This is a genomic window from Algoriphagus sp. NBT04N3, from assembly GCF_019443765.1.
Lineage (GTDB): Bacteria > Bacteroidota > Bacteroidia > Cytophagales > Cyclobacteriaceae > Algoriphagus > Algoriphagus ornithinivorans.
Map to the genome: position 1 here is coordinate 797736 of NZ_CP048415.1, position 23309 is coordinate 821044.

A 23309-nucleotide genomic window follows, 5' to 3' on the forward strand; every position below is an offset into this window, starting at 1 on the left:
CATGGATAAAAAAGCAGCCATAAATCTAATAGAAGATACGTTCAATGCTCAGTTTAGTGAAGAGCAGTTTACGCTTTTTGCAAGAAACTTACTGAACGACCTTGAACCCAAAAGCAATGCCTATAGTGGTAATTACATTTGGGACGATTACAAAGACCACATTAACACCTACAAGCGCATTGGCAAATACGTTGACCCAGAAGGTGAAGCATTAGATGTGCTTATTGTAGAAGTTAAAAGTGTGCTTAAGTTAGAACGAGCTCGTACTGCTTTACGAAACTATGTAATTAAGCATTTGAGCAAGTTTGAAAAGGACTATGCCTTGGTCGCTTTTTATTCAAAAGAAGATGAAGGGGCTGACTGGCGTTTTTCATTCATAAAACTAGAGTACCGATCTGAACTAGATGAAACAAAAGGAAAAGTAAAAACCAAAAAAGAGTTTACCCCTGCCAAACGTTATTCATTTTTAGTAGGTGAATACGAAAAAGCCCATACCGCCAAAAATCAGTTACTTCCTCTATTACAGAATATAGCCAATAATCCTACAGTTGAAGAATTAGAAAGTGCTTTTAGTATTGAAAAGGTTACAGATGAATTCTTTAATCAATACAAAGACCTTTATGTAAAACTATTCGAGCATTTTGAAAATGATAAGCATATAAAATCCGAGTTGGTCAAAGCAAACATTGATAATGCACGATTTACCAAAAAGCTGTTAGGGCAGATTGTATTCTTGTATTTCTTGCAGAAAAAAGGTTGGTTAGGTGTACCAAAAGACCAAGTTTGGGGAAAAGGACAAAAACGCTTTATTCAGAATTTATTTGACCAAGCCCAAAGTGAAAATGTAAACTTTTTCAAAGACAAATTGCAATTCTTGTTTTATGAGGCTTTGGCCAAAGAACGAAACAGCGATAATTCGTTTTACAAAAAATTTAATTGCCGCATTCCCTTCTTAAATGGCGGTTTGTTTGAAGCTGAATACGATTGGCAAAACGCCAACATTTCCATTCCAACTGCCCTTTTTAGAAATGAAGAGAAAAACAAAGCTGGAGATATAGGCACGGGAGCTTTGGATGTGTTTGACCGTTACAACTTTACAATAAAGGAAGACGAACCACTTGATAAAGAAGTAGCTGTTGATCCTGAAATGCTGGGTAAGGTTTTCGAGAATATGCTCGAAATTACAGAACGTAAAAGCAAAGGTGCTTTCTATACCCCAAGAGAGATTGTGCACTATATGTGTCAGGAGAGTTTGATTCATTATTTAGATAATGCTTTGAATGATGCAACCTCAAGTTACCAAGCCATTGATAGTGACCAGACCAACATGTTTGGTGGCAGCAGCAACAAAAAAGGACAAGCTAAAATCGAGCTAGAACACAAAGGAAAAATTACAGTTCCCAAAGAAGATATTGAAACCTACATACGAGAAGGTCATTTTGCTTTGGAAAACGATCAACGAGTTGCCAATGCAGGTAAGGAAACCTCTTCCTATAAATACCAATTACCTGAAAGTATACGCCAACATGCGGAACTGATCAATACCAAATTGACCGAAATGCGCATTTGCGATCCTGCCATTGGTTCGGGTGCTTTTCCTGTAGGGTTATTGCACGAATTGGTAAATGCCATGTTGGTATTAAAACCACACTTTAATGATAAATACTTAAAAGAAAAGTTGGTAAAACTTGGTTTTGATACTGCTAAACAAGAAATCAACGAAAGCCGATACATCTATCGATTGAAACGCCACATTATACAGGAAAGCATTTATGGAGTGGATATCGATGCATCTGCCATAGACATTGCTCGTTTGCGTTTATGGCTCTCTTTAGTGGTAGATGAAGATGATTTAGATCCAATTGAAACACTACCAAACCTTGACTATAAAATTGTTTGTGGTAATTCTTTGATTGGTATGCCTGAAACTGCCATGCGTAATTTGGAGGTTGAAAAGCAATTAGAAGCATTAAAGGAAGATTTTTATAACCAAACCAACGAAACCAAGAAGAAAGCGCTACGCAAGGAAATCAATTCTAAAATTAGAGAACTCTTAGATTCTGCTGAACAATTTGCAGGATACAAAATTGACTTTGACTTTAAACTCTTTTTCTCAGAAGTATGGCGAGAAAAGGGTGGTTTTGATGTAGTAATTGGGAATCCACCTTACGTAGGTATATCAAAAGTTGATTATAAAGGGTTCTCCATCTTTTCTATTTGCTCGGTATTGTTTCCAGATTTCTCTTCCTTCTTTTCTCCGCATGAAATAAATATTACCCCGCAAAAAAGGAGTAAAGCCAAAAGAGATAAGATTCTGGTTTTTAGAATGGATAGTTTCATAGTATTACTGGTGTTTTATCCAATTAAGTAAAAAATATTCTTTATTCCTGTATTTGAAGTCCTTTTGAAACGGTATGTGTATTTTAGAAGCATGAAAAGTTATATTCTCGCAATTTCAAGAACGGTATTAGTTTCAGGACTTTTGGCCCTAACCTTTTGTAATCCCAAGGAGGAAGATACAGTAACTGAAAGTCCTTCAAGTCCTGCTGTTTCCATACCTGAAATAGAACAAGGAATAAAAGACTTCATTGCAGTCAAAACAGGTGAAAATGATGGAGTTTTTCCGGTAAAAGATGAAAATCATGATCTCAAAATGAAGTTGGTTCGGGTACATACCGAATACCTATCCAACCTAGGCCCCGATAGTCATTTTGCCTGTGTTGACTTGGTGGATGAAAGTGGAGATGTATACGATGTAGATTTCTTCATGGAAGGGAAGCCTGGGGCAATGAATGTCACTCAGACCACGGTGCATAAGTTGAATGGGAAACCTTTTTACAGTTGGAAGCAAAATAAGGAAGATAAAACTTGGTATAGAGTGGCTTTGGAACAATCAAACAATAACCTGTTAGGAGTAGTCGAAGGGACTGATCATTTTGAATTCTATTATACTGTTCAAATTCCTAGTTTGGAAGGTCCTGCGCGGATGTGGATTCCTGTTCCTGAGTCAGACCCTTTTCAGGATGTGAAACTGTTAGAGACGAAATCTGATATAGAGTCCAGAAAAATTGAAGAGAAGGTTTTTGGCAATACTTTGCTTTATTATGAATTAAAGCCAGAAGATTCCGGTAAAGAAATCCAAATCAGCTACGAGGTAAAAAGGAAAGAAAAAGGTCCTTATGAGGCTTCTGCTCCAGACCCCAAGGTGTATTTAGCTTCGAACAGACTCATGCCAAAAGGAGGGAGGTTTGAAGAGATCGCTAAGGAGGTTTTGGGAGAAAAGCTGAAAGAGTCTCATTTAATTCAAGCCAGAGCTTTATATGATTATATCATAGACAATATGCGCTATATGAAATTTGGCGATTATGGCAATGGAGACTCAAATTACGCCTGTGATTCAAAAACCGGGAATTGCTCTGAATTCCACTCCTTCTTCATCTCCTTGGCCAGATCAGTAGATATACCAGCAAGATTTGCTATTGGAGCATCTATTCCTTCGGATAGGAATGAAGGTGGAATTGATGGTTATCACTGCTGGGCAGAGTTTTATGCAGATGGGAAATGGTGGCCAGTTGATATTTCGGAAGCTAATAAATATACTGCTTTAGCTACTTATTATTTCGGAAGGCACCCTGCCAATAGAATTGAGTTAAGCAGAGGTAGGGATTTGGAAGTTAATCCAGGACCTAATGCTGGGCCAATTAATTTCATTGCATTTCCCTATTTAGAGATCAATGGAAAAGAGGTAAAGGCACCATCCAAATTCACCTTTCAAAGAAAAGTAAATTCCTAAAAAATAAAGGCTATCGAATTCGATAGCCTTTTTTGATTTTTAGCTTTCAGAAGTTGAGTCACTACTTGGATGCTCACCTCCTGCTGGATGTTCTGTGCTGTCTCCTGCTGGATGCTCACCTCCATCTGGGTGCTCACTTTCTACCTGTTCAGTTTCTGTTTCACTTCTTTCCTCTTTCTTGCCACCGCAAGAAGTAAATGTTACTGCTGCTAAAAAGCTGAACGCTAAGGCTAGGGTGAAAATTGATTTCAGTTTTTTCATTTTGTTTAAGGTTTGGTGTGATGTCACTAATTAAAGCATAAAATCACTATGAATGAAAATTTCCTGGAATGACTTAATTATTCATCTCAATTTTTCTGAAAAATGCCTCTCGAGTCATTCTTAATTGAGTGATTATTCCAGATGCTATTGTCAACATACCTACGGAGACAATTGCTAATTCAAGTCCAAAATTATCAGCGATCCATCCAGATAAAATTGCTCCAAAAGCATAGCCCAAATCTCTCCAAAGTCGAAATACCCCAACACTTTCCGCTCTGACTTCCGGATGGGTTTCGTCTGAAATCGCAGCTAGAAAAGTAGGATATACTATGGCAGTTCCAATTCCCAATACAATAGAGATAAATGAAAATTGACTAAAGGAATTTGAATATGCTAAAATTATTATTGCAAACCCTTGAATAATCATCCCAAAAACAATCAAGAATTTTTTTGAAATAATGTCAGCTATTTTCCCTGAAAATAATTGGCCCATTCCCCAAACCAAAGGATAAATAGCAATCAGTTTTCCAATTTCATTTAAAGAAAATTCCTTTTGAATCAATAATAATGGTAACAAGCCCCAGATCATTCCGTCATTGAGATTGTTGACTAATCCAGCCTGCGTTATTGAAGATAAATTTGGACTACGGAAGGTGGTATTCCAAAAAACGTTATTCTTCTCTTCCTTTTTGGAATCGGTTTTCTCTACACTGATAAAACGAGTAGTGTCTTTTAAAAAAAAGAAAGAAAGGTATAGCCCTAGGAGAGCTATTCCAAAACCTATTAAGAATGGAATAGGTCTCACTCCAAAGTTTGATGCCAAATTAGCTGTGAAATAGGCCGTAATACCAATTGCAAGATATCCCGCAAATTCATTCAAACCCATCGCTAAGCCCCTATTTTTTGGCCCAACTAAGTCGATTTTCATAATGACTGTACTACTCCAGGTTAAACCCTGACTCACACCAAGTAATAGGTTTGCTAACAAGACTATTAGCCATGAATCTGTAAAAGCTAAAATCAAAGGTACGGGTAGGACGATTATCCATCCAAGGACTAATAAATTCTTACGCCCTAATCGATTGGCATATTTTCCCGCATAATAATTGGAAATAGCTTTACTGATTCCGAACACTATGATAAATGTCAGAAAAGCTGAGTTTGACTCAATTCCAAAAATGGTGGATGCATATTCAGGAAAAATTGAGCGTTCCAAGCCAATCATACTTCCCACCAAAGCATTTATGACTACTAAAAGACTGAATTGTTTCCAATTTTCCTTTAGTCCTTGAACAGCTTGATAATGAATTGAATTCATGTTTCAAAACTGGGGTTTTCAAGGAAGTATTCTTTTTACAAATGTTAAAAAATCAGGAAATTCCCGCTCTTATTCGACTGAGACTTACCTGGGTAATTCCTAAGTATGAAGCAATGTGTTTTAAGGGTATCTTTTGAATGAATTCAGGATGGTTTTCTAAAAGGCCTTTATATCTTTCTTCTGCAGTTTGAAATTGAATGGATTCAAGTCGTTTTATAGTTTCGAGATAGACTGTTTGAATTAGTATCCTAAAAAGTCTTTCAATATCATGGAACTCGTCAAATAATGAGAAAAGTGCATTTGAAGGAATTCCCACAAATAGGGTCTCTTCTATCGATACAATCCCCTTGTTACTTGGTAAAGATTTAAACAAACTTTCTGCTCTGACTATTAAATCATTTTTAAAAGCGAAATACTCCGTAATCTCAAGCCCGTCTTTTAGGTAAAAGATTCTGGCAGAGCCTTCCATTACAAAATATATGGTTTTACAAGTTTTTCCTATTTCTTGAAGGACCTCATTTTTCCCTACTTTTTGGATAAAACAAATATTTGCTAGAGCTTTCTCAGAATGGTCTTCCAAAGGAGAGTAGGATTGAATTTCCTTTAAGAATTTCAAAATTGTTTCCTGCTCATTTGATGTTCTGTTTAAGTTCATTTCAAAAATTTCTTCAAGAACTCTCTTTTCACAAATACTATCAAAAACCAGCTGATAAAGGCTGCTGCTGTTCCAATACTTGCTCCAATCAGAATGTCTACTGGATAGTGAACTCCCAAATAAATCCGGGTGTAACTGACTAAAATTGCATATAAAAATAACCAGCCCAGTCCTTTAATGGATTTTCCTAATTTTTTATTGAGAAAAACTGCTAAGCCAAAAGTATTCGCGGCGTGTGAAGATGCGAATCCATACAAGCCTCCGCATCTCCCATAATTGTGAATGACATCAGTCCATCTTTCGTCATGACAGGGTCTTAATCTTTCAAAAAATGGTTTCATAAATCCAGAAGTAAATTGGTCAGAAATCAAAATAGTCAGCGCCACACCTCCAAATACCCACCAACTATTTGAGGGGTTGGATTTATAAATCTTATAGATCAAAAATGCATATAATGGAATCCAGGTAATTGTTTCTGTGGCTTGGTACATGACCGGATCCAACCAGTCTGTGTGGAAAGAATTGAGCCAGAGGAATAAATCCTCATCCCATTTTTTGATTTGCTCTATCATGGGTGAAAATTAAGCCAGTCTATCCCTTTTTTAAGATGCTTGAGCGTAAATTCTTCCCGACTCCCAGATTTTGGCTCGTGCATATAGGTCCATTCTGCCTGAGGAGGCATGCTCATCAGGATGCTTTCAGTTCTGCCATTTGTGTCCAGACCAAACTTAGTGCCTGCATCCCATACCAAGTTGAATTCCACATACCTCCCTCTTCTCAAATTTTGCCAAGCTTTCTCTTCCACAGTTACTGGATTTTCGACATTTTTCCTCATGAAGTGCCCGTAAATTTTCGGAAAGAGTCTTCCTAATGCTAAACTAAATTCAAGTATGCTTGAAAATTGCTCATCATTTTTACCGGCTAAGCGGTCATAAAATATTCCTCCAACTCCTCTTGTCTCATCTCTGTGTTTGAGGTAAAAATAATCGTCCGCCCAGTTTTTAAATTTTGGATAATAAGTATCGTCAAATTGATCACAAACCGACTTTAATTGCTGATGAAAATACCGAGCATCGTCAGGTACTATATAGTGAGGGGTTAAATCAATACCGCCTCCAAACCAATAAACGCCATTCTCCATTTCAAAATATCGAATATTCATATGGATGATGGGTACATGAGGGTTAATAGGATGCAGTACAATCGAAACACCTGTGGCGTAGAAATCTGCTTCATCTAAACCCAGTTTATTTAGGATTTTTTCAGGTGTTGGACCATGAACAGCTGAAAAAGCAACTCCACCTTTTTCTATCACTTGGCCATTTTCAAATATCCGGGTTCTCCCACCGCCGCCTGCAGCTCTTTCCCATTTGTCTTCTTTGAATTTTCCCGTCCCATCATACTGCTCTAATTCTGAGCATATATGATCCTGGATTTTTTGATATAATTCTGCTATTTCCTCTTTACTCGCTCTAGCCATTTGTTTAGAAGGGATATCCAATCCCAAAGTTAAGTACAGTTTGACCTCTTAGGCCAAATGGTCTTCTGAAATTAATATTGTCCAACACCCATCTTTCTCCTTCGGGTTGAGATGGGTCAATTGCTTTCGTAGCCAAGTCTAGTCTAATAATCAAAAAGTCAAAATCCATTCTCAAACCTATGCCAGAACCTACAGCAAACTCTTTGTAGAATCGATCAAACCTAAAATCCGCTCCGGGTCTACTGGCATCTACGCCTATCATCCATGAATTTCCCACATCTATGAACAAGGCCATGTCAAAGTAGCCATAAAGCTTTCTTCTATATTCCAGCATGGATTCTATGATCATTTCCGAAGGTTGCTCGAAATTATAATCATAGCGCCCTCCATCACCTATGGTTGGTACAGAGCTTCCAGGTCCCAATCGTCTTGCTTGCCATGCTCTAATACTCGTACCTCCACCCGCAAAGAAATATTTTTCGTAAGGAAGAATTCCAGCACTCACTCCATAAGGTTGGGCGATTCCGAAATTTAAACGATAGGCAAAAGTCTGTTTTTGATCGACTGGATAATATCTCCTAAAATCTGCCTGAAATTTAAGCCACTGGAAATTGGCAAACTGAAGGTTTTCATTGTTGTTGCTCGGCACATTGAATAAGTTGAGCGAAGTACCGCCACTTTCTACAAACAATCGAAGAAGGGAAGATGGTCTTCTTTTCCAATCTCCATAACGATTAAAGTTGATGACGGATTGGCCGGAAACGCTACTTACAAAAGAAGGAAGGAAGGACCAGATCAAATTATTTCCCTGATTGGCCAAATTCTGCAAAACATCCAAAAAGTCATCTGTGATATTTGGAGTCCTGATATAGTTGATGTCAGCAAGGTTAATAGTGAATTGCTGTCTTTGATTCGTGGTGGCCCAAGTATATGCTAGCAAACCGTTCAAACCCTTTCGGGTATATTCTGGTCGGTTAGTATAGTTATAACCGATTTGGGTTCGTGTATTGGGATTGTATTTCCCGTATTTTTTCAGCGTATTTGGAACGAATGGAATCAAAAATCTCGGGTAAATAATAGAAGCTGAAACTCCTAATTCCTGACTTTGATACACCCCCTGATTTGTCGCAGAGGCCACACCTTCCAGACCTGCTCTGAAGTTGAATTCCAAGATTTCTCCAGCTCTGAAAAAGTTTCTATTTCTTAATGAGGTACTGAAAAAAGGTCCAGGCAACTGCTCTGTTACACTCAAACCCAGCTGATTTGTCAATTGGTATTTTTGAGCTGGCTGTGTAAAAATATTTGCTGTTAGTGAGGTGCCTAAGGTGTCAAAGGAAATATTGACAAACCTAAAAAGGTCTAGATTGCTTAGTTGCCTTTGGCTTTCAATTACTTTATTTCGGCTGTATCGATCATTTTTATCAAATAGAATTCTCGAAGCAAGAATTTTCTCTGAATATCTATCTCTATAAAAATTGAAATTTATACCGTCATATTGACCTGAAACTCTGCCGTCGCTGAATCCATCTGAGGGAGGATTAATTCTAAAATTAATATTTTCAATCGTATAGATTTCATGCTGTTCAGCAAATGTGGGTTTCCTTATAATTTGCTCAATTTGAACATTTTTCTTAGCAGTATCCTGATACACATTGTACTCCAAGTAGGATTTGGAAAACATGTAAAACCCATTGTTTTTCAATAATTCTTCTACTTGATTTCTTTCAGCTATGATATCATTTTGGGCATAGATTTTCCCTTTGGCTAAGTTGGATTTTGATTTGTTCTGATTGAGAATAATCTGGATATCCTCGTTGTCTGTTCTGGTATAAACAGAGTCGACTCTGTAAGGCGTATTTTCTACAATACTATAAGTTACATATGCCTTTTTTCCTTTTGTTTCAACTTCAAAAGAGCTCCTTGAATCAAAAAAACCATTATTCTGAAGGTAAGCAGAAATATTCCTGTTTGTTGATTCCAAAAGGCTGCTATCCAGAACTGTTACCGGATTGCCAGTGCGCATAAACCCATTTCCATACTCTTCTTTCTCTTTGAGGTTCTCGATTTTGGTATTGAGCTTATCGGATTTTTTCTGAAGTTTTCTGTCCCCTGGAATAGAGTCAAGCTGTTGTTCTATTTGCTTTAGCTCTTTTTCAATTTCAACCCTTTTTTCACTGACTGCGACACTGTCAAAGAATGATTTCCCAAATCTGTAAATAGTGACTCCTGGAGAAAAATTAAAAACAGGAATTCTAAAATTGGGTTCCTGCTGGATTAAACCAGCTATTTCTTCTTCGTTTGCTTTTTCCACCCCTTCTATATCAGATTCATAGACCACATATTCTCCTTCTTGGAGATTTTTAGTCAAGGAACAAGCTGAAGCAAGCCCTAGCAGAGAAAGAAAAAGTATATATTTGGAGAATTTCAAATCGAAAGATTCAATCACAATGCTTAGCAAAAATACGGTTAAGTTTATAAAATCCTTACATCAGAAGAAATACCGTGCCGAACATCAAAAGTTCTTTGTAGAAGGTGAAAAAAGTGTTGTGGAGGTGATCAACTCAGACTTCATCATTGATTTTTTGGTGGCTACTCCTGATTTTATCGAAAGGCATAATGTTCTTTTAAAAAAATGCAGTTTCGAAATTATCCAAGCAACAAAAAATCAATTGGAAAGCCTAGGTCAATATCAAAGCAATGATTCGGCTTTAGCAGTGGTAAAGCAAAAAGTCAATGAAGCTTTTAGACCTGATCAAAATGAACTTGTTGTTGCGCTGGATGATGTCAGAGATCCTGGAAACCTAGGGACTATCATCCGGATTGCAGATTGGTACGGAATCAAAAAACTTCTTTTTTCCTCTCAAACAGCTGATTTCTATAACCCCAAGGTTATTCAAGCTAGCATGGGGTCATTTACCAGGATTCAATTTTTTTACGAAGACTTACCCGCAGTGCTCTCTTCCTGGAATTTACCGGTTTATGGAGCATTTTTGGACGGGGAAAATCTGCATAGTTTGTCGAAGGTAGAGCCGGGGGTAATTTTGATGGGGAATGAATCTAAAGGAATTTCTCCCGAGGTAGAGCCTTTTGTTTCAAGGAAAATAACTATTCCTGCCTTTGGCTCTGCTGAGTCATTGAATGTTGCGATAGCGACTGCTGTCCTCTGTGATAATTTTAAAAGATTGATTGGCTAAGTGAAAAAAATCTGGAGTCTTCTGAAGAGAGTTGGTCTCAATGGTTTTCTTTTAGGACTATTTGGAGCCATTGCTTTGGGCTATCTATTTCCAGAATGGGGGGCAGCATCCAGCCCAGTCCCTTGGAAACCGATCATTAATGTAGGAATTGCATTGGTTTTCTTCTTTTATGGAGTGAAGCTCGATCCGAATCAGCTACGTCAAGGTCTTTCCAACTGGAAATTGCACCTATTGATTCAATTAACTACGTTTCTGCTTTTTCCATTGCTGGTATTCTTGGGACTTCAATTGATTCCTTCAATCAAACAGGATTTTGTTTTGGGAATTAGTTATTTATCGGCTTTGCCTTCAACCGTTAGTGCATCGGTAGTAATGGTTTCAATCGCAAGGGGGAATATTCCTGCTGCTATATTTAACGCAAGTATTTCCAGCTTGATCGGAGTGGTAGTCACTCCTCTCTGGATGGATGTTCTAGGAGAAGCTAGTCTGGGAGTAGAGGTGGACTTTCTGCCAACTCTTTTGGAATTAACTTATAAGGTCATACTCCCGGTTTGCTTAGGAATATTTCTTCATAAATGGCTTTTTCCTAAAATCCACAAACATCTTCAACGATTAAAATATGTGGATCAAACCGTAATCATGATAATTGTATTTACGGCATTTTCTGAGTCATTCGCTCAAAAAATCTTTGCACCATATTCCTTATCTACTCTTTTTCAGTTAGCTGCTATCATGTTAGGGCTCTTCGCCTTGATATGCATGATTACATACTACCTTTCAAATGTACTTTCCTTTTCAGTAGAAGATAGGATCACAGCTCTTTTCTGTGGTTCCAAAAAATCCTTGGTGCATGGAGTTGTGATTGGAAAAGTGATATTCCCCGATCCTGCCATTCTGGGATTAGTACTACTTCCAGTGATGCTTTATCACATTCAGCAATTGATTGTCGGATCTATTTTAGCCCAACGCTTTTCAAGACAAGAGCAATAGGCTTTTGTAAAAAAATTGTTAAAGAATATGTCAAAAAAAGGATAGATCTCCCTGCTGAATTCTATCCTCTTTCTATTTAGATGTACTTCTCGGATAAATTACCGACAAAATCGATGTATTCTTGGGTAGCCTCTTCCTGACTTTTTCCCTTTAAACTCAACCAGCTATTGTATTTAGCAGCAGCTTTGAAGTCAAATCCCCCCGGTCTTTCTCCTGTATTATCTCCCTCAGTGGCTTGTTTGTAAAGGCCATAAAGTTTCAATAATTCTTCATTGCTGGGTCTTTCTGTAAATTTTTTGGTTAGGGCCATTGCCTCATCCAGTGTGGTAGGTTTCATGTAAACTCTAATTGGTGTTTTCAGTTTCCAAATATCCGTTAAAAATTCGGTTTGGATAAGATATGTCAATAAAAAAGCCAACCTTAGGAAGGCTGGCTTTCATATTTTAGCATAAATCAAAATTATCTTCTATTCATAGAAACATAATCTCTTTCATTTGCACCAGTATATACTTGTCTTGGTCTACCGATTGGTTCACCGTTTTCACGCATTTCTTTCCATTGTGCGATCCAACCTGGGAGACGACCCAAAGCAAACATTACCGTGAACATATCAGTAGGTATACCCAATGCACGGTAGATAATTCCAGAGTAGAAATCCACATTTGGATATAGCTTTCTGTCTACGAAATATTGATCATTCAATGCAGCGTATTCCAATTCTTTGGCGATTTCTAATACTGGATCATTTACTCCTAGTTTTTCCAATACATCGTCAGCTGCTTTCTTGATGATTTTCGCTCTTGGATCAAAGTTTTTATACACTCTGTGTCCAAAGCCCATCAATCTGAAAGGATCATTCTTGTCTTTTGCTTTGTCTAGGTATTTCTTAGCATCTCCACCATCAGCTTTGATAGCTTCTAGCATTTCGATCACTGATTGGTTTGCTCCTCCATGAAGTGGTCCCCATAGCGCATTGATACCTGCAGAAATAGAAGCATAGATACTTGCTTGTGAAGAACCAACAATTCTCACTGTAGAAGTAGAACAGTTTTGTTCGTGATCGGCATGAAGGATCAACAATTTATCTAAAGCTTTAGATACAACAGGATCTACATCATACTTTTCTGCCGGAAGGGCAAACATCATTTTTAGGAAATTGGAGCAATAATCCAGAGTATTATCCGGATAATTCACAGGATGTCCCATTTCGTTCTTATAAGCCCATGCAGCAAAAGTTGGCATTTTGGCAATAAGACGGATGATGCTCATGTTCACCTCTTCTTTGCTTCTATTTGGATTTAATGAATCAGGGTAGAAAGCAGATAGAGAACAAATCAAAGAAGATAGCACGCCCATTGGGTGCGCGTTGGAAGGGAAGCCATCTAGAATCTTCTTGATGTCTTCGTGAACCAAAGTGTGATGAGTGATTTCTTTGGAGAAGTTTTCAAATTCAGCCTGGGTAGGAAGTTCACCGTAGATAAGAAGGTAAGCTACCTCCAAGAAAGTTGACTTCTCTGCCAAATCTTCAATTCTGTATCCTCTGTAACGAAGAATTCCTTCTTCTCCATCTAAAAATGTGATTGCACTAGTGGTCGATCCGGTATTTTTATAACCTGGATCTAAGGTGATTAGACCAGTAGCTCCTCTTAGTTTTGCAATATCGATTGCAGGTTCTTGTTCGGTTCCGACTATAATCGGAAACTCAAAATCTTGTCCGTTGTAGGACAACTTGGCGGAATCAGACATATAACTTGTTTTTGGATTGCGTTTTTATAAAAACCGTAAAAGATGGCCTTAAGTTACTAAAATCCCATATTTTTTAAGGTTTTATTATGCGATGGGTAATATAATTTTGCAAAAATGCTCTTTTTACCGTTTGAAAAGCAAGGGAATTTTAAATTGGATATTGGAAATTCAATAAATCCTTAAAATTTCTTTTCGAAAAAGATTGCTCTTACAAAATTTTCATGAAAAAAGCCCCGAAGGGCTTTTTTTAATCACAAAAATGTTCAAAAACCTCTACTAAGTGGTCACCGATCATTTTAGCATTTCTTCCTTCAATGTGATGACGCTCTATGAAATGAACAAGCTCTCCATCTTTGAATAAAGCCATAGCAGGAGAGGATGGAGGATAAGGTAATACGATTTCTCTAATCTTATCCACAGCTTCACGATCGTTTCCGGCAAATACTGTTGCAAGTGTAGTCGGTTTTTTCGAAGCATTCTCCAATGCATATCTTACACCTGGTCTTGCAGCACCTGCAGCACAGCCACAGACAGAGTTCACCACTACGAAAGTGGTCCCTTTATGGTCTGGTCCTAGGTGGGTAGCAACTTGTTCTGCTGTTCTAAACTCTTCAAATCCCACATCTGAGAGTTCAGCTCTCATAGGAGCAATTAATTCTTCAGGGTACATATTATCTTATTATTTAAAGTTCTTTATAGAAATCCTAATTCAAGTTTTGCAGCTTCAGACATCATATCCTGGGAGTAGGGAGGATCAAATGTTACTTCTACTTCCACATTATTTATTCCTTGAATCTGCTGTATTTTATCTTTTACCTCAGAAGGTATAAATTCCGCTGATGGACAGTTCGGTGAGGTTAAGGTCATTAAAACATAGACGTTATTGACGGGATAAACAGTAATCTCATAGATCAATCCTAATTCATAAACATCCACTGGAATTTCAGGATCATAAACCAGTTTTATGGCCTGAACCACTTTTTCCTTCAAATTAGTAACCTGTCCCACTGTGTTATTTTCAGTTTCCATAATTAGGCATTTAGCTTGGTTTGGAAGGCAATGGCATACAACTTCATCTGCTTAATCATTGAAGCCAATCCATTGGATCTTTGACTCCCAATAATACTCCCCATGCCAATTCTGTTAATAAAATTGAGATCAGCATGGATAATTTCCTCTGGAGTTCTGTCATTCAATACGCGGATTAAAAGAGAAATCAATCCTTTGGTAATATCTGTATTAGAATCAGCTTTGAAGTGTACTTTACCATCAATTTCATCTGCAATCAACCAAACTTTAGATTGACAACCTTTAATGATATTTTCTTCTTTTTGCTCCTCAACGGGAAAACCTTCCAAGTTTCCTCCAAGTTCCATTATGTAGAAAATGGTGGATTCTCTATCATCTCCTAGGATCTCAAATTCTGATACGATTTCGTCTTGAATTTCGTTGATGCTGCTCATTTATTTTTGATTTTGGCTATTCTGGCAATTCCTTCTGCCATTTGCTCAATTTCAGATTTGGTATTGTAAACAGCAAAGCTAGCCCTAACAGTTCCTTCTATTCCAAATCGTTTCATCAAAGGCTGAGTACAATGGTGACCTGTTCTCACAGCGATACCTCTAGCGTCCAGCATTTGACCTACATCGAATGGGTGCATGCCGTTGATATTGAAAGATAGAACAGATACTTTTTGTTTTGCCGTACCTATCGGTTGAAAGCCTTTGATATCAGCTGTCAATTCATTGGCATAGCTCAAAAGCTCATCTTCGTGCTCCTTAATTGCCTTTTTACCTAAGGAGTCAATAAACTCTATTGCAGCGTCGAATGCAATTACGTCAGCTATATTGGGAGTTCCTGCTTCGAATTTGAAAGGGATGTCGTTGTAGGTTGTTTTTTCGAAGGTAACCTCCTTGATCATTTCTCCACCACCCAAAAATGGTGGCATGGCTTCAAGGATTTCCCTATTTCCATACAACACTCCCAATCCGGTAGGACCATATAATTTGTGAGCAGAAAACACCATAAAATCGCAATCCAAGTCCACAACATCTATTTCCAAATGACTAGTGGATTGCGCTCCGTCCAATAATACTTTGGCTCCAACAGCATGCGCTGCATCAATCATTTTCTTGACTGGATTGATCGTGCCCAGTGCATTAGATGCATGAACTACGCTTAGAAGTTTTGTTTTGGAAGTAAGAAGTTTCTCGAATTCCTGATAGTCTAGCTCTCCATTTTCGTGAATGGGGATGATTTTCAGGACTGCTCCCGTTGCTTCGCAGAGCATTTGCCAAGGAACAATATTGGAATGGTGCTCCATGGTCGAGATGATGATTTCATCACCTTTACCGATAAATTTCCTCCCAAAGGTTTGCGCTATCAAGTTAATTGATTCGGTAGTTCCTTTTGTAAATATTATTTCAGCACTCTCTTTGGCATTGATAAATTTTCTGACAGACTCGCGGGTATTTTCAAAATACTGAGTAGCTCTATCAGCTAAAGCATGAGCACCTCTATGAATATTTGAATTATCCTTTTCATAGTAGGAGGTTAAAGCCTCAAGAACCTGCTTCGGTTTTTGTGTTGTAGCTGCATTATCAAAATAAATCAAGGGCTTGCCGTGTACTTCTTGGTGAAGCACAGGAAACAAGCCCCTGATTTGGTTCACATCAAAATTCATGAATGGATTTTAGAATTTACTTCCAAGTCTCTCCTGCACCAAATTAGTACAGTATGCTTGGAAGCTTTCGGTTTCTATGTGTTCTAATACTTCTCCTGCAAATGCATACAAAAGCAAACCTTTTGCCTGCATTTTATCTATTCCTCTCGCCTGCAAATAGAACAAAGCCTCTTCATCCAACTGGCCTGTCGTACATCCATGAGAACATTTCACATCATCTGCCCAAATTTCTAATTGTGGCTTGGTATTGATTACCGCATCTTCAGAAAGCAAGATGTTATTGTTCTGCTGAAAAGCATTGGTCTTCTGGGCATCTTGTCTTACAAAGATTTTCCCATTGAAAACCCCTCTTGAATGGTCAGCCAAGATCCCTTTGTACAATTCATTAGATTCTGCATGAGGCACAGTGTGATCTACGTTCGTGTGATTATCCACGTGTGCTTTACCGTTCAATAGGTAAATGCCGTACATGTTCCCAACGGAATTACTTCCTAGAATATTCAGGTTGAGGTTATTTCTAACCATATTTCCTGAAAGTGATATGGTAACTGCTGAAAACTGAGAGTCTTGATGAATATCAGTTTCAATATTGCTTACTTCGATAAATTGCTTGCCTTCATTCTGAAGTCTGTAGTAATTGATCTTAGTGTTCAAGCCTCCCTTGATCTCTACCACTTTATTGGCAAAGACAGTTTTTTCTCCTAGAAGGACAGACTGCTCGATGAAAGTTATTTCAGCAAAATCACCGGATTCAATCCATATTCTAGGTTGTACAACCTGTCCAGAATTTGCTTTGAAAAAGGAAAGTAAGAGAATTGGTGCAGTTATTTGAGTTTTCTTTGGAACAGATATAAATGCACCGTCTTGAAATGAAGCTAAATTTAAAGCAGCAAAAGCATCCTTTTCAGGCTTGGCAATGCTTCCTAGATTCAAGTCTTCTTTTTTTGTAATAGAAGAAATCTCTATACCCTCAGGCAAGTCAGAAAGTTCTGGAATAAAGGATCCATTGTTGAATACAAGGACATTTCCCTCAAAACCTTCATAAATAGATTGGTCGACAAGTTCTTTGGTCAACTCAATTGGTTTTGCAGATTGAAAGTCTGAAATTTCTTTTTCCAGTTTTCTGGATATCTGAGTGAATTTATATTCCTCTTCCTTTACCGCTGGCAGACCTTGAGAAAGAAAACTCTCTTTACCCAGAGTTCTCTGCTCAATAAAATTGTCAGTTGCTGCTTCCAATAAAGGAGAGAAGGTATCTTGTTTTGTCAAGGTACTCATGGTAGTTTTTTTATAAATCAGACAGTGGCTGCCGAATCAATTTCTTCTTTGATCCAGTCGTAACCTTTTTCTTCCAGTTCCAAGGCCAATTCCTTGGTTCCTGATTTCACTATTCTTCCTTTATATAACACATGTACATAATCTGGTACGATGTAATCTAAAAGTCGCTGATAGTGAGTCACCACTATGGTAGCATTATCTGCTGATTTCAATTGATTAACTCCGTTGGATACAACTTTAAGTGCGTCAATATCTAATCCGGAGTCAGTTTCGTCCAAAATAGATAATGTTGGCTCCAACATTGCCATCTGGAAGATTTCATTTCTCTTTTTCTCCCCTCCAGAAAAACCTTCGTTCAAAGCTCTGCTCAAAAGCTTTTGGTCAATCTCAACCAATTTCATTTTCTCCTTCATCAAAGAAAGAAACTTCACCGCATCCAAAGGCTCCAAACCTCTATATTCTCTTACCTGATTCACGGCAGTTCTGAGGAAGTTGGTGGAAGATACACCAGGAATTTCTACAGGATATTGAAATGCAAGGAATACGCCCTCTCTAGCTCTGTCTTCTGGTGCAAGATCCAAAAGGTCTTTGCCTTTGAAAGTTACTTCTCCTTCAGTTACTTCATATTCTTCTCTGCCAGCCAAAACTGAGGCAAGAGTAGATTTTCCGGACCCATTAGGTCCCATGATAGCGTGCACTTCACCTGCTTTTACTTCCAAATTGATGCCTCTCAAGATAGAAGTGCCCTCAATTGATGCGTGTAGGTTTTTTATTGATAACATGGTTCTAGATTTTCAATTTCAAATTTTAACTCAGGCGCTTAACCTACAGATCCTTCTAGGGTTAAGGCTAATAGTTTTTGCGCTTCCACTGCAAATTCCATTGGAAGTTGGTTCAGAACTTCTTTTGCATACCCATTGACAATCAAAGCAACAGCATCTTCCGTTGCTATACCTCTCTGGTTGCAATAGAAAATCTGATCTTCACCAATTTTCGATGTAGTCGCTTCATGCTCTACTTTGGCGCTTGAATTATTGATATCGATATATGGGAAAGTGTGAGCTCCACATCGATCCCCCATTAATAAGGAGTCGCACTGGGAGAAGTTTCTGGCATTATCTGCTCTCTTCATCACCTGAACCTGACCTCTGTAGGAGTTTTGGGATTTACCAGCTGAGATACCTTTGGATACGATTCTTGATTTGGTGTTTTTACCAATGTGAATCATTTTGGTCCCGGTATCAGCTTGTTGGTAATTGTTGGTTACGGCTACTGAATAGAATTCACCTATAGAATAATCACCTTTTAATATACAAGAAGGATATTTCCATGTAACAGCAGAACCTGTTTCCACCTGAGTCCAAGAAATCTTGGAATGATCACCAGCGCAGATTCCTCTCTTCGTAACAAAGTTGTAAATACCTCCTTTACCGTTTTTGTCTCCTGGGAACCAGTTTTGAACGGTAGAGTACTTCACCTCTGCATGAGCTGCTGCGTAAATTTCCACTACAGCCGCATGAAGTTGATTTTCATCTCTTTGAGGTGCTGTACAGCCTTCCAAATAAGACACATATGACTCTTCTTCCGCAACGATCAAGGTTCTTTCGAATTGACCTGTGTTTGCGGCATTGATTCGGAAGTAGGTGGAAAGCTCCATAGGACATCTTACACCTTTTGGAATGTAGCAGAATGATCCATCAGAGAAGACAGCCGAGTTAAGAGCTGCATAATAATTATCTGTCATTGGGACCACTGACCCCAAATATTTTTTAACTAATTCAGGGTGCTCTTTCACCGCTTCACTGAAGGAGCAGAAAATGATTCCGAGTTTGCTAAGTGTACCTTTAAAGGTAGTAGCAACAGAAACTGAATCAAGGACTGCATCTACAGCAATACCTTGAAGTCTTTTTTGCTCATTTAAAGAAATACCGAGTCTCTCGTAGATCGCTAATAACTCCGGATCAACCTCGTTTAAGTTTTTTGGCTTATTAGATTGCTTAGGTGCAGAGTAATATCTCAACTTATCAAAATCAATTTTTGGATAAGTCACGTTGGCCCAATCGGGCTCAGCCATTTCCTGCCAAGTTCTAAAAGCTTTGAGTCTCCACTCCAATAGCCAAGAAGGCTCTTCTTTCTTTGCAGAGATCCACTTTATGATTTCCTCATTTAAGCCTACGGGAGCCTCATCAGCCTCATAATTGACTGACCAACCATGTTCGTATTCTTTTGAGGTGAATTCTTCTAAAATTTCGTTGTCTTTGCTCATTATTGGTGAGTTATTTAGACTAATTACATTTTGACTGCGAAGGTACAACATATAATCAAAATATTATGTTCAATCACATTCGAAAAATCTATTGGAGATACAATTCTTCGATTAAAAATGCCCTTCAGGTTCAAATTTGGGAATATTTTCTCGGAAATAAAAAAAGCCTGACAATGCCAGGCTTTTTGCGATAATATCGTTTTTCATTTATTTAGATTTGATCTAAATAGATGTTTTTATCCTTTTTCTTTATCAAAAAATTGAATTGGTCTGTTTATACTTTCTTCCAAAACAATTAAAGTCTCTGTTCTATCAATGCCCTCTACCTTTTGAATTTTATCCAATACGAGTCTAAGGTGATTGGTGTCTCTGCAGATGATTTTTGCAAAAATTGAATAATTACCTGTCGTGTAGTAAGCACTTACTACTTCAGAGATTGCCTTTAATTTTTCAATAACTGTATCGTATAGAGAGCTTTTTTCCAAATAAATACCTAAAAATGCTGAGATGTCGTAACCAAGTTTTGAGAAATCGATATTCAGAGTTGCACTTTTAACAATGCCCATATCTTCCAATTTCTTCATTCTCACGTGGACAGTCCCCGAAGACACAAATACCTTTTTGGCAATTTCGGTATAAGGTGTTTTGGCATCTTCGTTCAGCAAGGAGATAATCTTGAGGTCTATGTTATCGATATCTAAAATTTTATCCATTTTTTTTGATTGGATTTAGATGATTGTTAATGAAATCGCATGTAAATTAAAGATTGTTCAAAATATTGCAAAATTATTTTTTCAATTTGTAATTATATTCAAAATGCATTTACTTTGGAATCGAAATGAATGTCTTTCAGTTTATTTTGTTTTTAGAATAAAGGCAAAATTTTAAATTTGAAAAATGGAGAAAACTCCAAACATTCAGTTGAAAAAGAAAAACTTTTAATCTCTAAAGTTATATTTGGGTTTATATTCTGAAAAGGGTCTTGCTGCTGGCAAGACTTTTTTATTGTTTTTTTTAAAATTTAAAATACAATTTTTTGCATTTGATAAAATTTAAAGTGTATTTTTGTTACAAATACTTTGAATATGATGAATTCATTCAAAATAAAGACTCTTGGCCCTATTGCGACGGTTATGATTTTTCTAGCTGTTCAGCTTTCTGTTTCTGCTGCCGCGCAAATGAATGGGGACGAATCAAATGATGATAAACTTGAAAGTTCAATTGTTAGATATAATAGATTGAGCCTAAAGTCTGTTCCAAATAAATCTGTGAAGGCTGAGGAGATTACAATTTCTAAGGATTTGGAATTAAAGCCCTTGACTAACACAGAAGAAAGCATGGCTTCAAATTTAGATTCCCACTGGGCTTGGCCAGAATATACGCTAGACATGATTGATTCCTATTCACCTTTTCTTTTTAGAACAAAAAAGTCAAGAGACGTGGAGGAAGTGAAAGTCTTATTGATGGTGGATTCTAAAGGAAAACTTTCAGGCTATGAATTATTGACTGATACTGATAAAGGCCTGCGAGAAAGAATTGATTATTTAGTAAGGCAGCTCCCAAAATGCAAGCCTGTTCCTGGGTTTGTGAATTATACTCCAGAAACATTCGAATTGACAATTAGAAAATAGAAGCCGGAAAATTCCGGCTTTTTTTTGTAAACGGTGATACAGAGATGTATCACCTTTTTTACTTTTAGCCATTCTAAAAACCACCGAATCATGAAGAAAATAGCAAGCTTATCAAGTTTGATGTTACTTTCTGTGATGAGTTACGGCCAAATTGATACTTTTCAAAAAGCCAAAGTCTTTACTGAAAGTGATACCAGTGCCAAATTTCATACAGTATCGGGCGAGCGTCATGGCCCCTCTTTTTTTAAAAAACATAAATTTCCTGAAGTCGAATATGTGCCGGGAGAAAAGCTGACTTTCGACAAGTATCATACGGTCAATGTTATGTATCATTGGTATGAGAAATGGGCAGAACTCTATCCTGAAATTGTTGACCTATATATAATAGGAGAGTCATTTGAAGGAAGACCGATCTATCAGATGACGCTTACCAATAAAAAGACTGGAAAAGACACCGAAAAACCAGCAGCATATTTCGAAGGAGGAAGACATTCAGGCGAGATCACTGCCAGTGAGTCAGTACTTTGGTTGACTCAACATCTGCTGGAGAATTATGGCAAGGACAAAGAGATTACCCATCTGATTGACACCAAGGCCATCTACTTAAGGCCTCAAAACAATCCGGATGGCTCCAATCTTTATTTATATACCGAGCAAAGAAATAGAAGTACGGTAAAACCCCACGACAATGATAGAGATGGACTAATAGATGAAGACCCTGAGGAGGATTTGGACGGCGATGGAGTAATCTATCAAATGAGAAAAAAGGCAGTCACCGAGGAAGAAAAGAAAAAGGCCAATTATATCGTAGATCCAGATCATCCATCTGGGAAATTGATGAAAAGAGTTTTCCCTGGTAAAGGTGATTATCTCCTTTACACAGAAGGGATCGATAATGATGGGGATGGAGATTATAATGAAGACGGCGTAGGTGGTCTAGACCTTCATAGAAATTACCCTGAAAACTGGAGACCTGATATAGGCGGTGACTTGACGGGAAGAGGTTATACACAATATGGTGCTGGTGAGTACCCTTTGAGTGAGCCAGAAACTCGGTCTACTGTCCTTTGGATGTTAAGTCATGCCAATATTTCTGTGGTCAATTCAATGGATACCAGAGTTCCCATGCATTTAAGACCGCCATCAACTTCTAAAAGCGAAGAGCGAATGTATCCAGAAGATTTGGCTATATACAAAGAGATGGATGAGTTGGGACTTTCTTACACAGCTTATCCATGGGCTGGGGATGTATATGAAACCTATTCTACTCGATATAAAGTCAATAGAATGACAGGTGATCCCCTAAAGCCTTCTCCACTATTTGGGCATGGGCCTGATTTTGGCTACTTCTATTTTGGGAGTATTTGGTATGGTGATGAGTTGTGGAACAACGGAGCCATGAAGGATTATAATAATGATGGCATTTATGATGATTACGATGCTTTGGTTTGGGATGAAGAAGAAAATGGAGGAAAAGGCTTTAAGTCTTGGACACCGTTTGATCACCCTGAGTTAGGCGAAGTAGAAATTGGAGGATTTCATCCGAAATTTTTTGGACAAAACGGTCCGCCTTGGCAATTGGAAAATTGGGCCAAGAAACAGGCTTTATTTAATCTAGCTATGGCAAAAAGGCTTCCTGAGATCAAAATAGAAAAGCCAGTAATTAAAAAAATCAAAGATGGAGAATATGAGATTTTCCTCACTTGGGAAAATGTTGGGGGGCTTCCTGTAGCACTGGAGCAAGCCAAGCTAGTAAAGATTGTTCAGGAAGACAGAGTATCCCTGGAATTTGCAAAAGCATTGACGGAAGGATACGAGAACGCGAAAGTTCAAATAACCAGTCCTGACTTGTATGACAAAACTATTTATGCTGGCTACACCGGAAAAGGTGAGAAGAAAACGGTCAGCTTCAAAGTAAAAGTAAATAGTGCCGAAGAGGTAAAAGGAAAAATTAAGCTCTCTTCTACAAGAGGAGGGTTATTTGTACAGGAATTTACATTGAAATAATACATTC

Annotated in this window: 22 protein-coding genes; 6 read left to right on the forward strand and 16 right to left on the reverse strand. The window is 37.9% G+C overall.

Annotated features, from left to right (window positions below; translation table 11 throughout):
- Position 1 precedes the first annotated feature (1 nt).
- Together GYM62_RS03520 and GYM62_RS03525 are read left to right on the forward strand one after the other, a co-directional pair.
- The gene (locus GYM62_RS03520) at positions 2–2371 is read left to right on the forward strand and encodes a hypothetical protein (RefSeq protein WP_219958322.1); all 2370 of its coding nucleotides are present in this window, start codon (positions 2–4) and stop codon (positions 2369–2371) included.
- A gap of 60 nt (positions 2372–2431) precedes the next feature.
- Positions 2432–3793, forward strand: a complete 1362-nt coding sequence (locus GYM62_RS03525; protein ID WP_219958323.1) for a transglutaminase-like domain-containing protein — start codon at positions 2432–2434, stop codon at positions 3791–3793.
- 39 nt (positions 3794–3832) lie between these two features.
- Here the strand turns inward: GYM62_RS03525 and GYM62_RS03530 are convergent, their stop codons facing one another.
- The 6 genes from GYM62_RS03530 to GYM62_RS03555 form a co-directional block, all read right to left on the reverse strand.
- Positions 3833–4054, reverse strand: coding sequence for a hypothetical protein (locus tag GYM62_RS03530; protein WP_219958324.1), 222 nt, complete (start codon positions 4052–4054; stop codon positions 3833–3835).
- 73 nt (positions 4055–4127) lie between these two features.
- Positions 4128–5372 carry an MFS transporter gene (locus GYM62_RS03535; protein WP_219958325.1) on the reverse strand — a complete coding sequence of 415 codons (1245 nt, stop codon included), beginning with the start codon at positions 5370–5372 and terminating at the stop codon, positions 4128–4130.
- A 52-nt stretch (positions 5373–5424) separates the two neighbouring features.
- On the reverse strand, positions 5425–6027 hold the full coding sequence (locus GYM62_RS03540; protein ID WP_219958326.1) for a Crp/Fnr family transcriptional regulator: 603 nt from the start codon (positions 6025–6027) through the stop codon (positions 5425–5427).
- On the reverse strand, positions 6024–6599 hold the full coding sequence (locus GYM62_RS03545) for a phosphatase PAP2 family protein (protein ID WP_219958327.1): 576 nt from the start codon (positions 6597–6599) through the stop codon (positions 6024–6026). Before GYM62_RS03545 ends, GYM62_RS03540 begins: the two co-directional genes overlap by 4 nt.
- Positions 6596–7507 carry an oxygen-dependent coproporphyrinogen oxidase gene (gene hemF, locus GYM62_RS03550; protein ID WP_219958328.1) on the reverse strand — a complete coding sequence of 304 codons (912 nt, stop codon included), beginning with the start codon at positions 7505–7507 and terminating at the stop codon, positions 6596–6598. The genes GYM62_RS03545 and hemF overlap by 4 nt, the downstream gene beginning before the upstream one ends.
- A gap of 4 nt (positions 7508–7511) precedes the next feature.
- The gene (locus GYM62_RS03555; protein WP_219958329.1) at positions 7512–9935 is read right to left on the reverse strand and encodes a BamA/TamA family outer membrane protein; all 2424 of its coding nucleotides are present in this window, start codon (positions 9933–9935) and stop codon (positions 7512–7514) included.
- A 19-nt stretch (positions 9936–9954) separates the two neighbouring features.
- Here GYM62_RS03555 and GYM62_RS03560 point away from each other — a divergent pair, with 19 nt between their 5' ends.
- Together GYM62_RS03560 and GYM62_RS03565 are read left to right on the forward strand one after the other, a co-directional pair.
- Positions 9955–10701: an RNA methyltransferase gene (locus tag GYM62_RS03560; protein WP_219958330.1), complete on the forward strand. Its 747-nt coding sequence runs from the start codon at positions 9955–9957 to the stop codon at positions 10699–10701.
- Positions 10702–11691, forward strand: coding sequence for a bile acid:sodium symporter family protein (locus GYM62_RS03565; RefSeq protein WP_219958331.1), 990 nt, complete (start codon positions 10702–10704; stop codon positions 11689–11691).
- Between the two features lie 76 nt (positions 11692–11767).
- On the opposite strand, the gene GYM62_RS03570 is transcribed toward GYM62_RS03565, so the two are convergent.
- From GYM62_RS03570 to GYM62_RS03615, 10 genes are all read right to left on the reverse strand, one after another.
- Positions 11768–12028, reverse strand: coding sequence for an acyl-CoA-binding protein (locus GYM62_RS03570; RefSeq protein WP_091654560.1), 261 nt, complete (start codon positions 12026–12028; stop codon positions 11768–11770).
- A gap of 122 nt (positions 12029–12150) precedes the next feature.
- Complete coding sequence (locus tag GYM62_RS03575) at positions 12151–13437, reverse strand: citrate synthase (RefSeq protein WP_091654558.1); 1287 nt, start codon at positions 13435–13437, stop codon at positions 12151–12153.
- Between the two features lie 247 nt (positions 13438–13684).
- Positions 13685–14107 carry a BrxA/BrxB family bacilliredoxin gene (locus GYM62_RS03580; protein WP_219958332.1) on the reverse strand — a complete coding sequence of 141 codons (423 nt, stop codon included), beginning with the start codon at positions 14105–14107 and terminating at the stop codon, positions 13685–13687.
- Positions 14108–14130: 23 nt separating this feature from the next.
- Positions 14131–14466 carry an iron-sulfur cluster assembly protein gene (locus tag GYM62_RS03585; protein WP_091654555.1) on the reverse strand — a complete coding sequence of 112 codons (336 nt, stop codon included), beginning with the start codon at positions 14464–14466 and terminating at the stop codon, positions 14131–14133.
- A 2-nt stretch (positions 14467–14468) separates the two neighbouring features.
- Positions 14469–14900 carry a SufE family protein gene (locus GYM62_RS03590; RefSeq protein ID WP_219958333.1) on the reverse strand — a complete coding sequence of 144 codons (432 nt, stop codon included), beginning with the start codon at positions 14898–14900 and terminating at the stop codon, positions 14469–14471.
- Positions 14897–16120, reverse strand: a complete 1224-nt coding sequence (locus GYM62_RS03595) for a cysteine desulfurase (RefSeq protein ID WP_219958334.1) — start codon at positions 16118–16120, stop codon at positions 14897–14899. Before GYM62_RS03595 ends, GYM62_RS03590 begins: the two co-directional genes overlap by 4 nt.
- 9 nt (positions 16121–16129) lie before the next feature.
- A complete protein-coding gene (gene sufD, locus GYM62_RS03600; RefSeq protein WP_219958335.1) occupies positions 16130–17398 on the reverse strand; it encodes a Fe-S cluster assembly protein SufD in 1269 nt (422 codons plus the stop codon).
- 17 nt (positions 17399–17415) lie between these two features.
- Positions 17416–18180: a Fe-S cluster assembly ATPase SufC gene (sufC, locus tag GYM62_RS03605; protein ID WP_219958336.1), complete on the reverse strand. Its 765-nt coding sequence runs from the start codon at positions 18178–18180 to the stop codon at positions 17416–17418.
- Between the two features lie 38 nt (positions 18181–18218).
- Positions 18219–19664: a Fe-S cluster assembly protein SufB gene (gene sufB, locus GYM62_RS03610; protein WP_219958337.1), complete on the reverse strand. Its 1446-nt coding sequence runs from the start codon at positions 19662–19664 to the stop codon at positions 18219–18221.
- 236 nt (positions 19665–19900) lie between these two features.
- Positions 19901–20377, reverse strand: a complete 477-nt coding sequence (locus GYM62_RS03615; protein WP_091654549.1) for an Lrp/AsnC ligand binding domain-containing protein — start codon at positions 20375–20377, stop codon at positions 19901–19903.
- 372 nt (positions 20378–20749) lie between these two features.
- On the opposite strand from GYM62_RS03615, the gene GYM62_RS03620 reads away from it, so the two are divergent.
- On the forward strand, positions 20750–21295 hold the full coding sequence (locus tag GYM62_RS03620; RefSeq protein ID WP_219958338.1) for a hypothetical protein: 546 nt from the start codon (positions 20750–20752) through the stop codon (positions 21293–21295).
- Positions 21296–21385: 90 nt separating this feature from the next.
- A complete protein-coding gene (locus GYM62_RS03625; RefSeq protein WP_219958339.1) occupies positions 21386–23302 on the forward strand; it encodes a M14 family metallopeptidase in 1917 nt (638 codons plus the stop codon).
- The last annotated feature ends 7 nt before the right edge of the window (positions 23303–23309 follow it).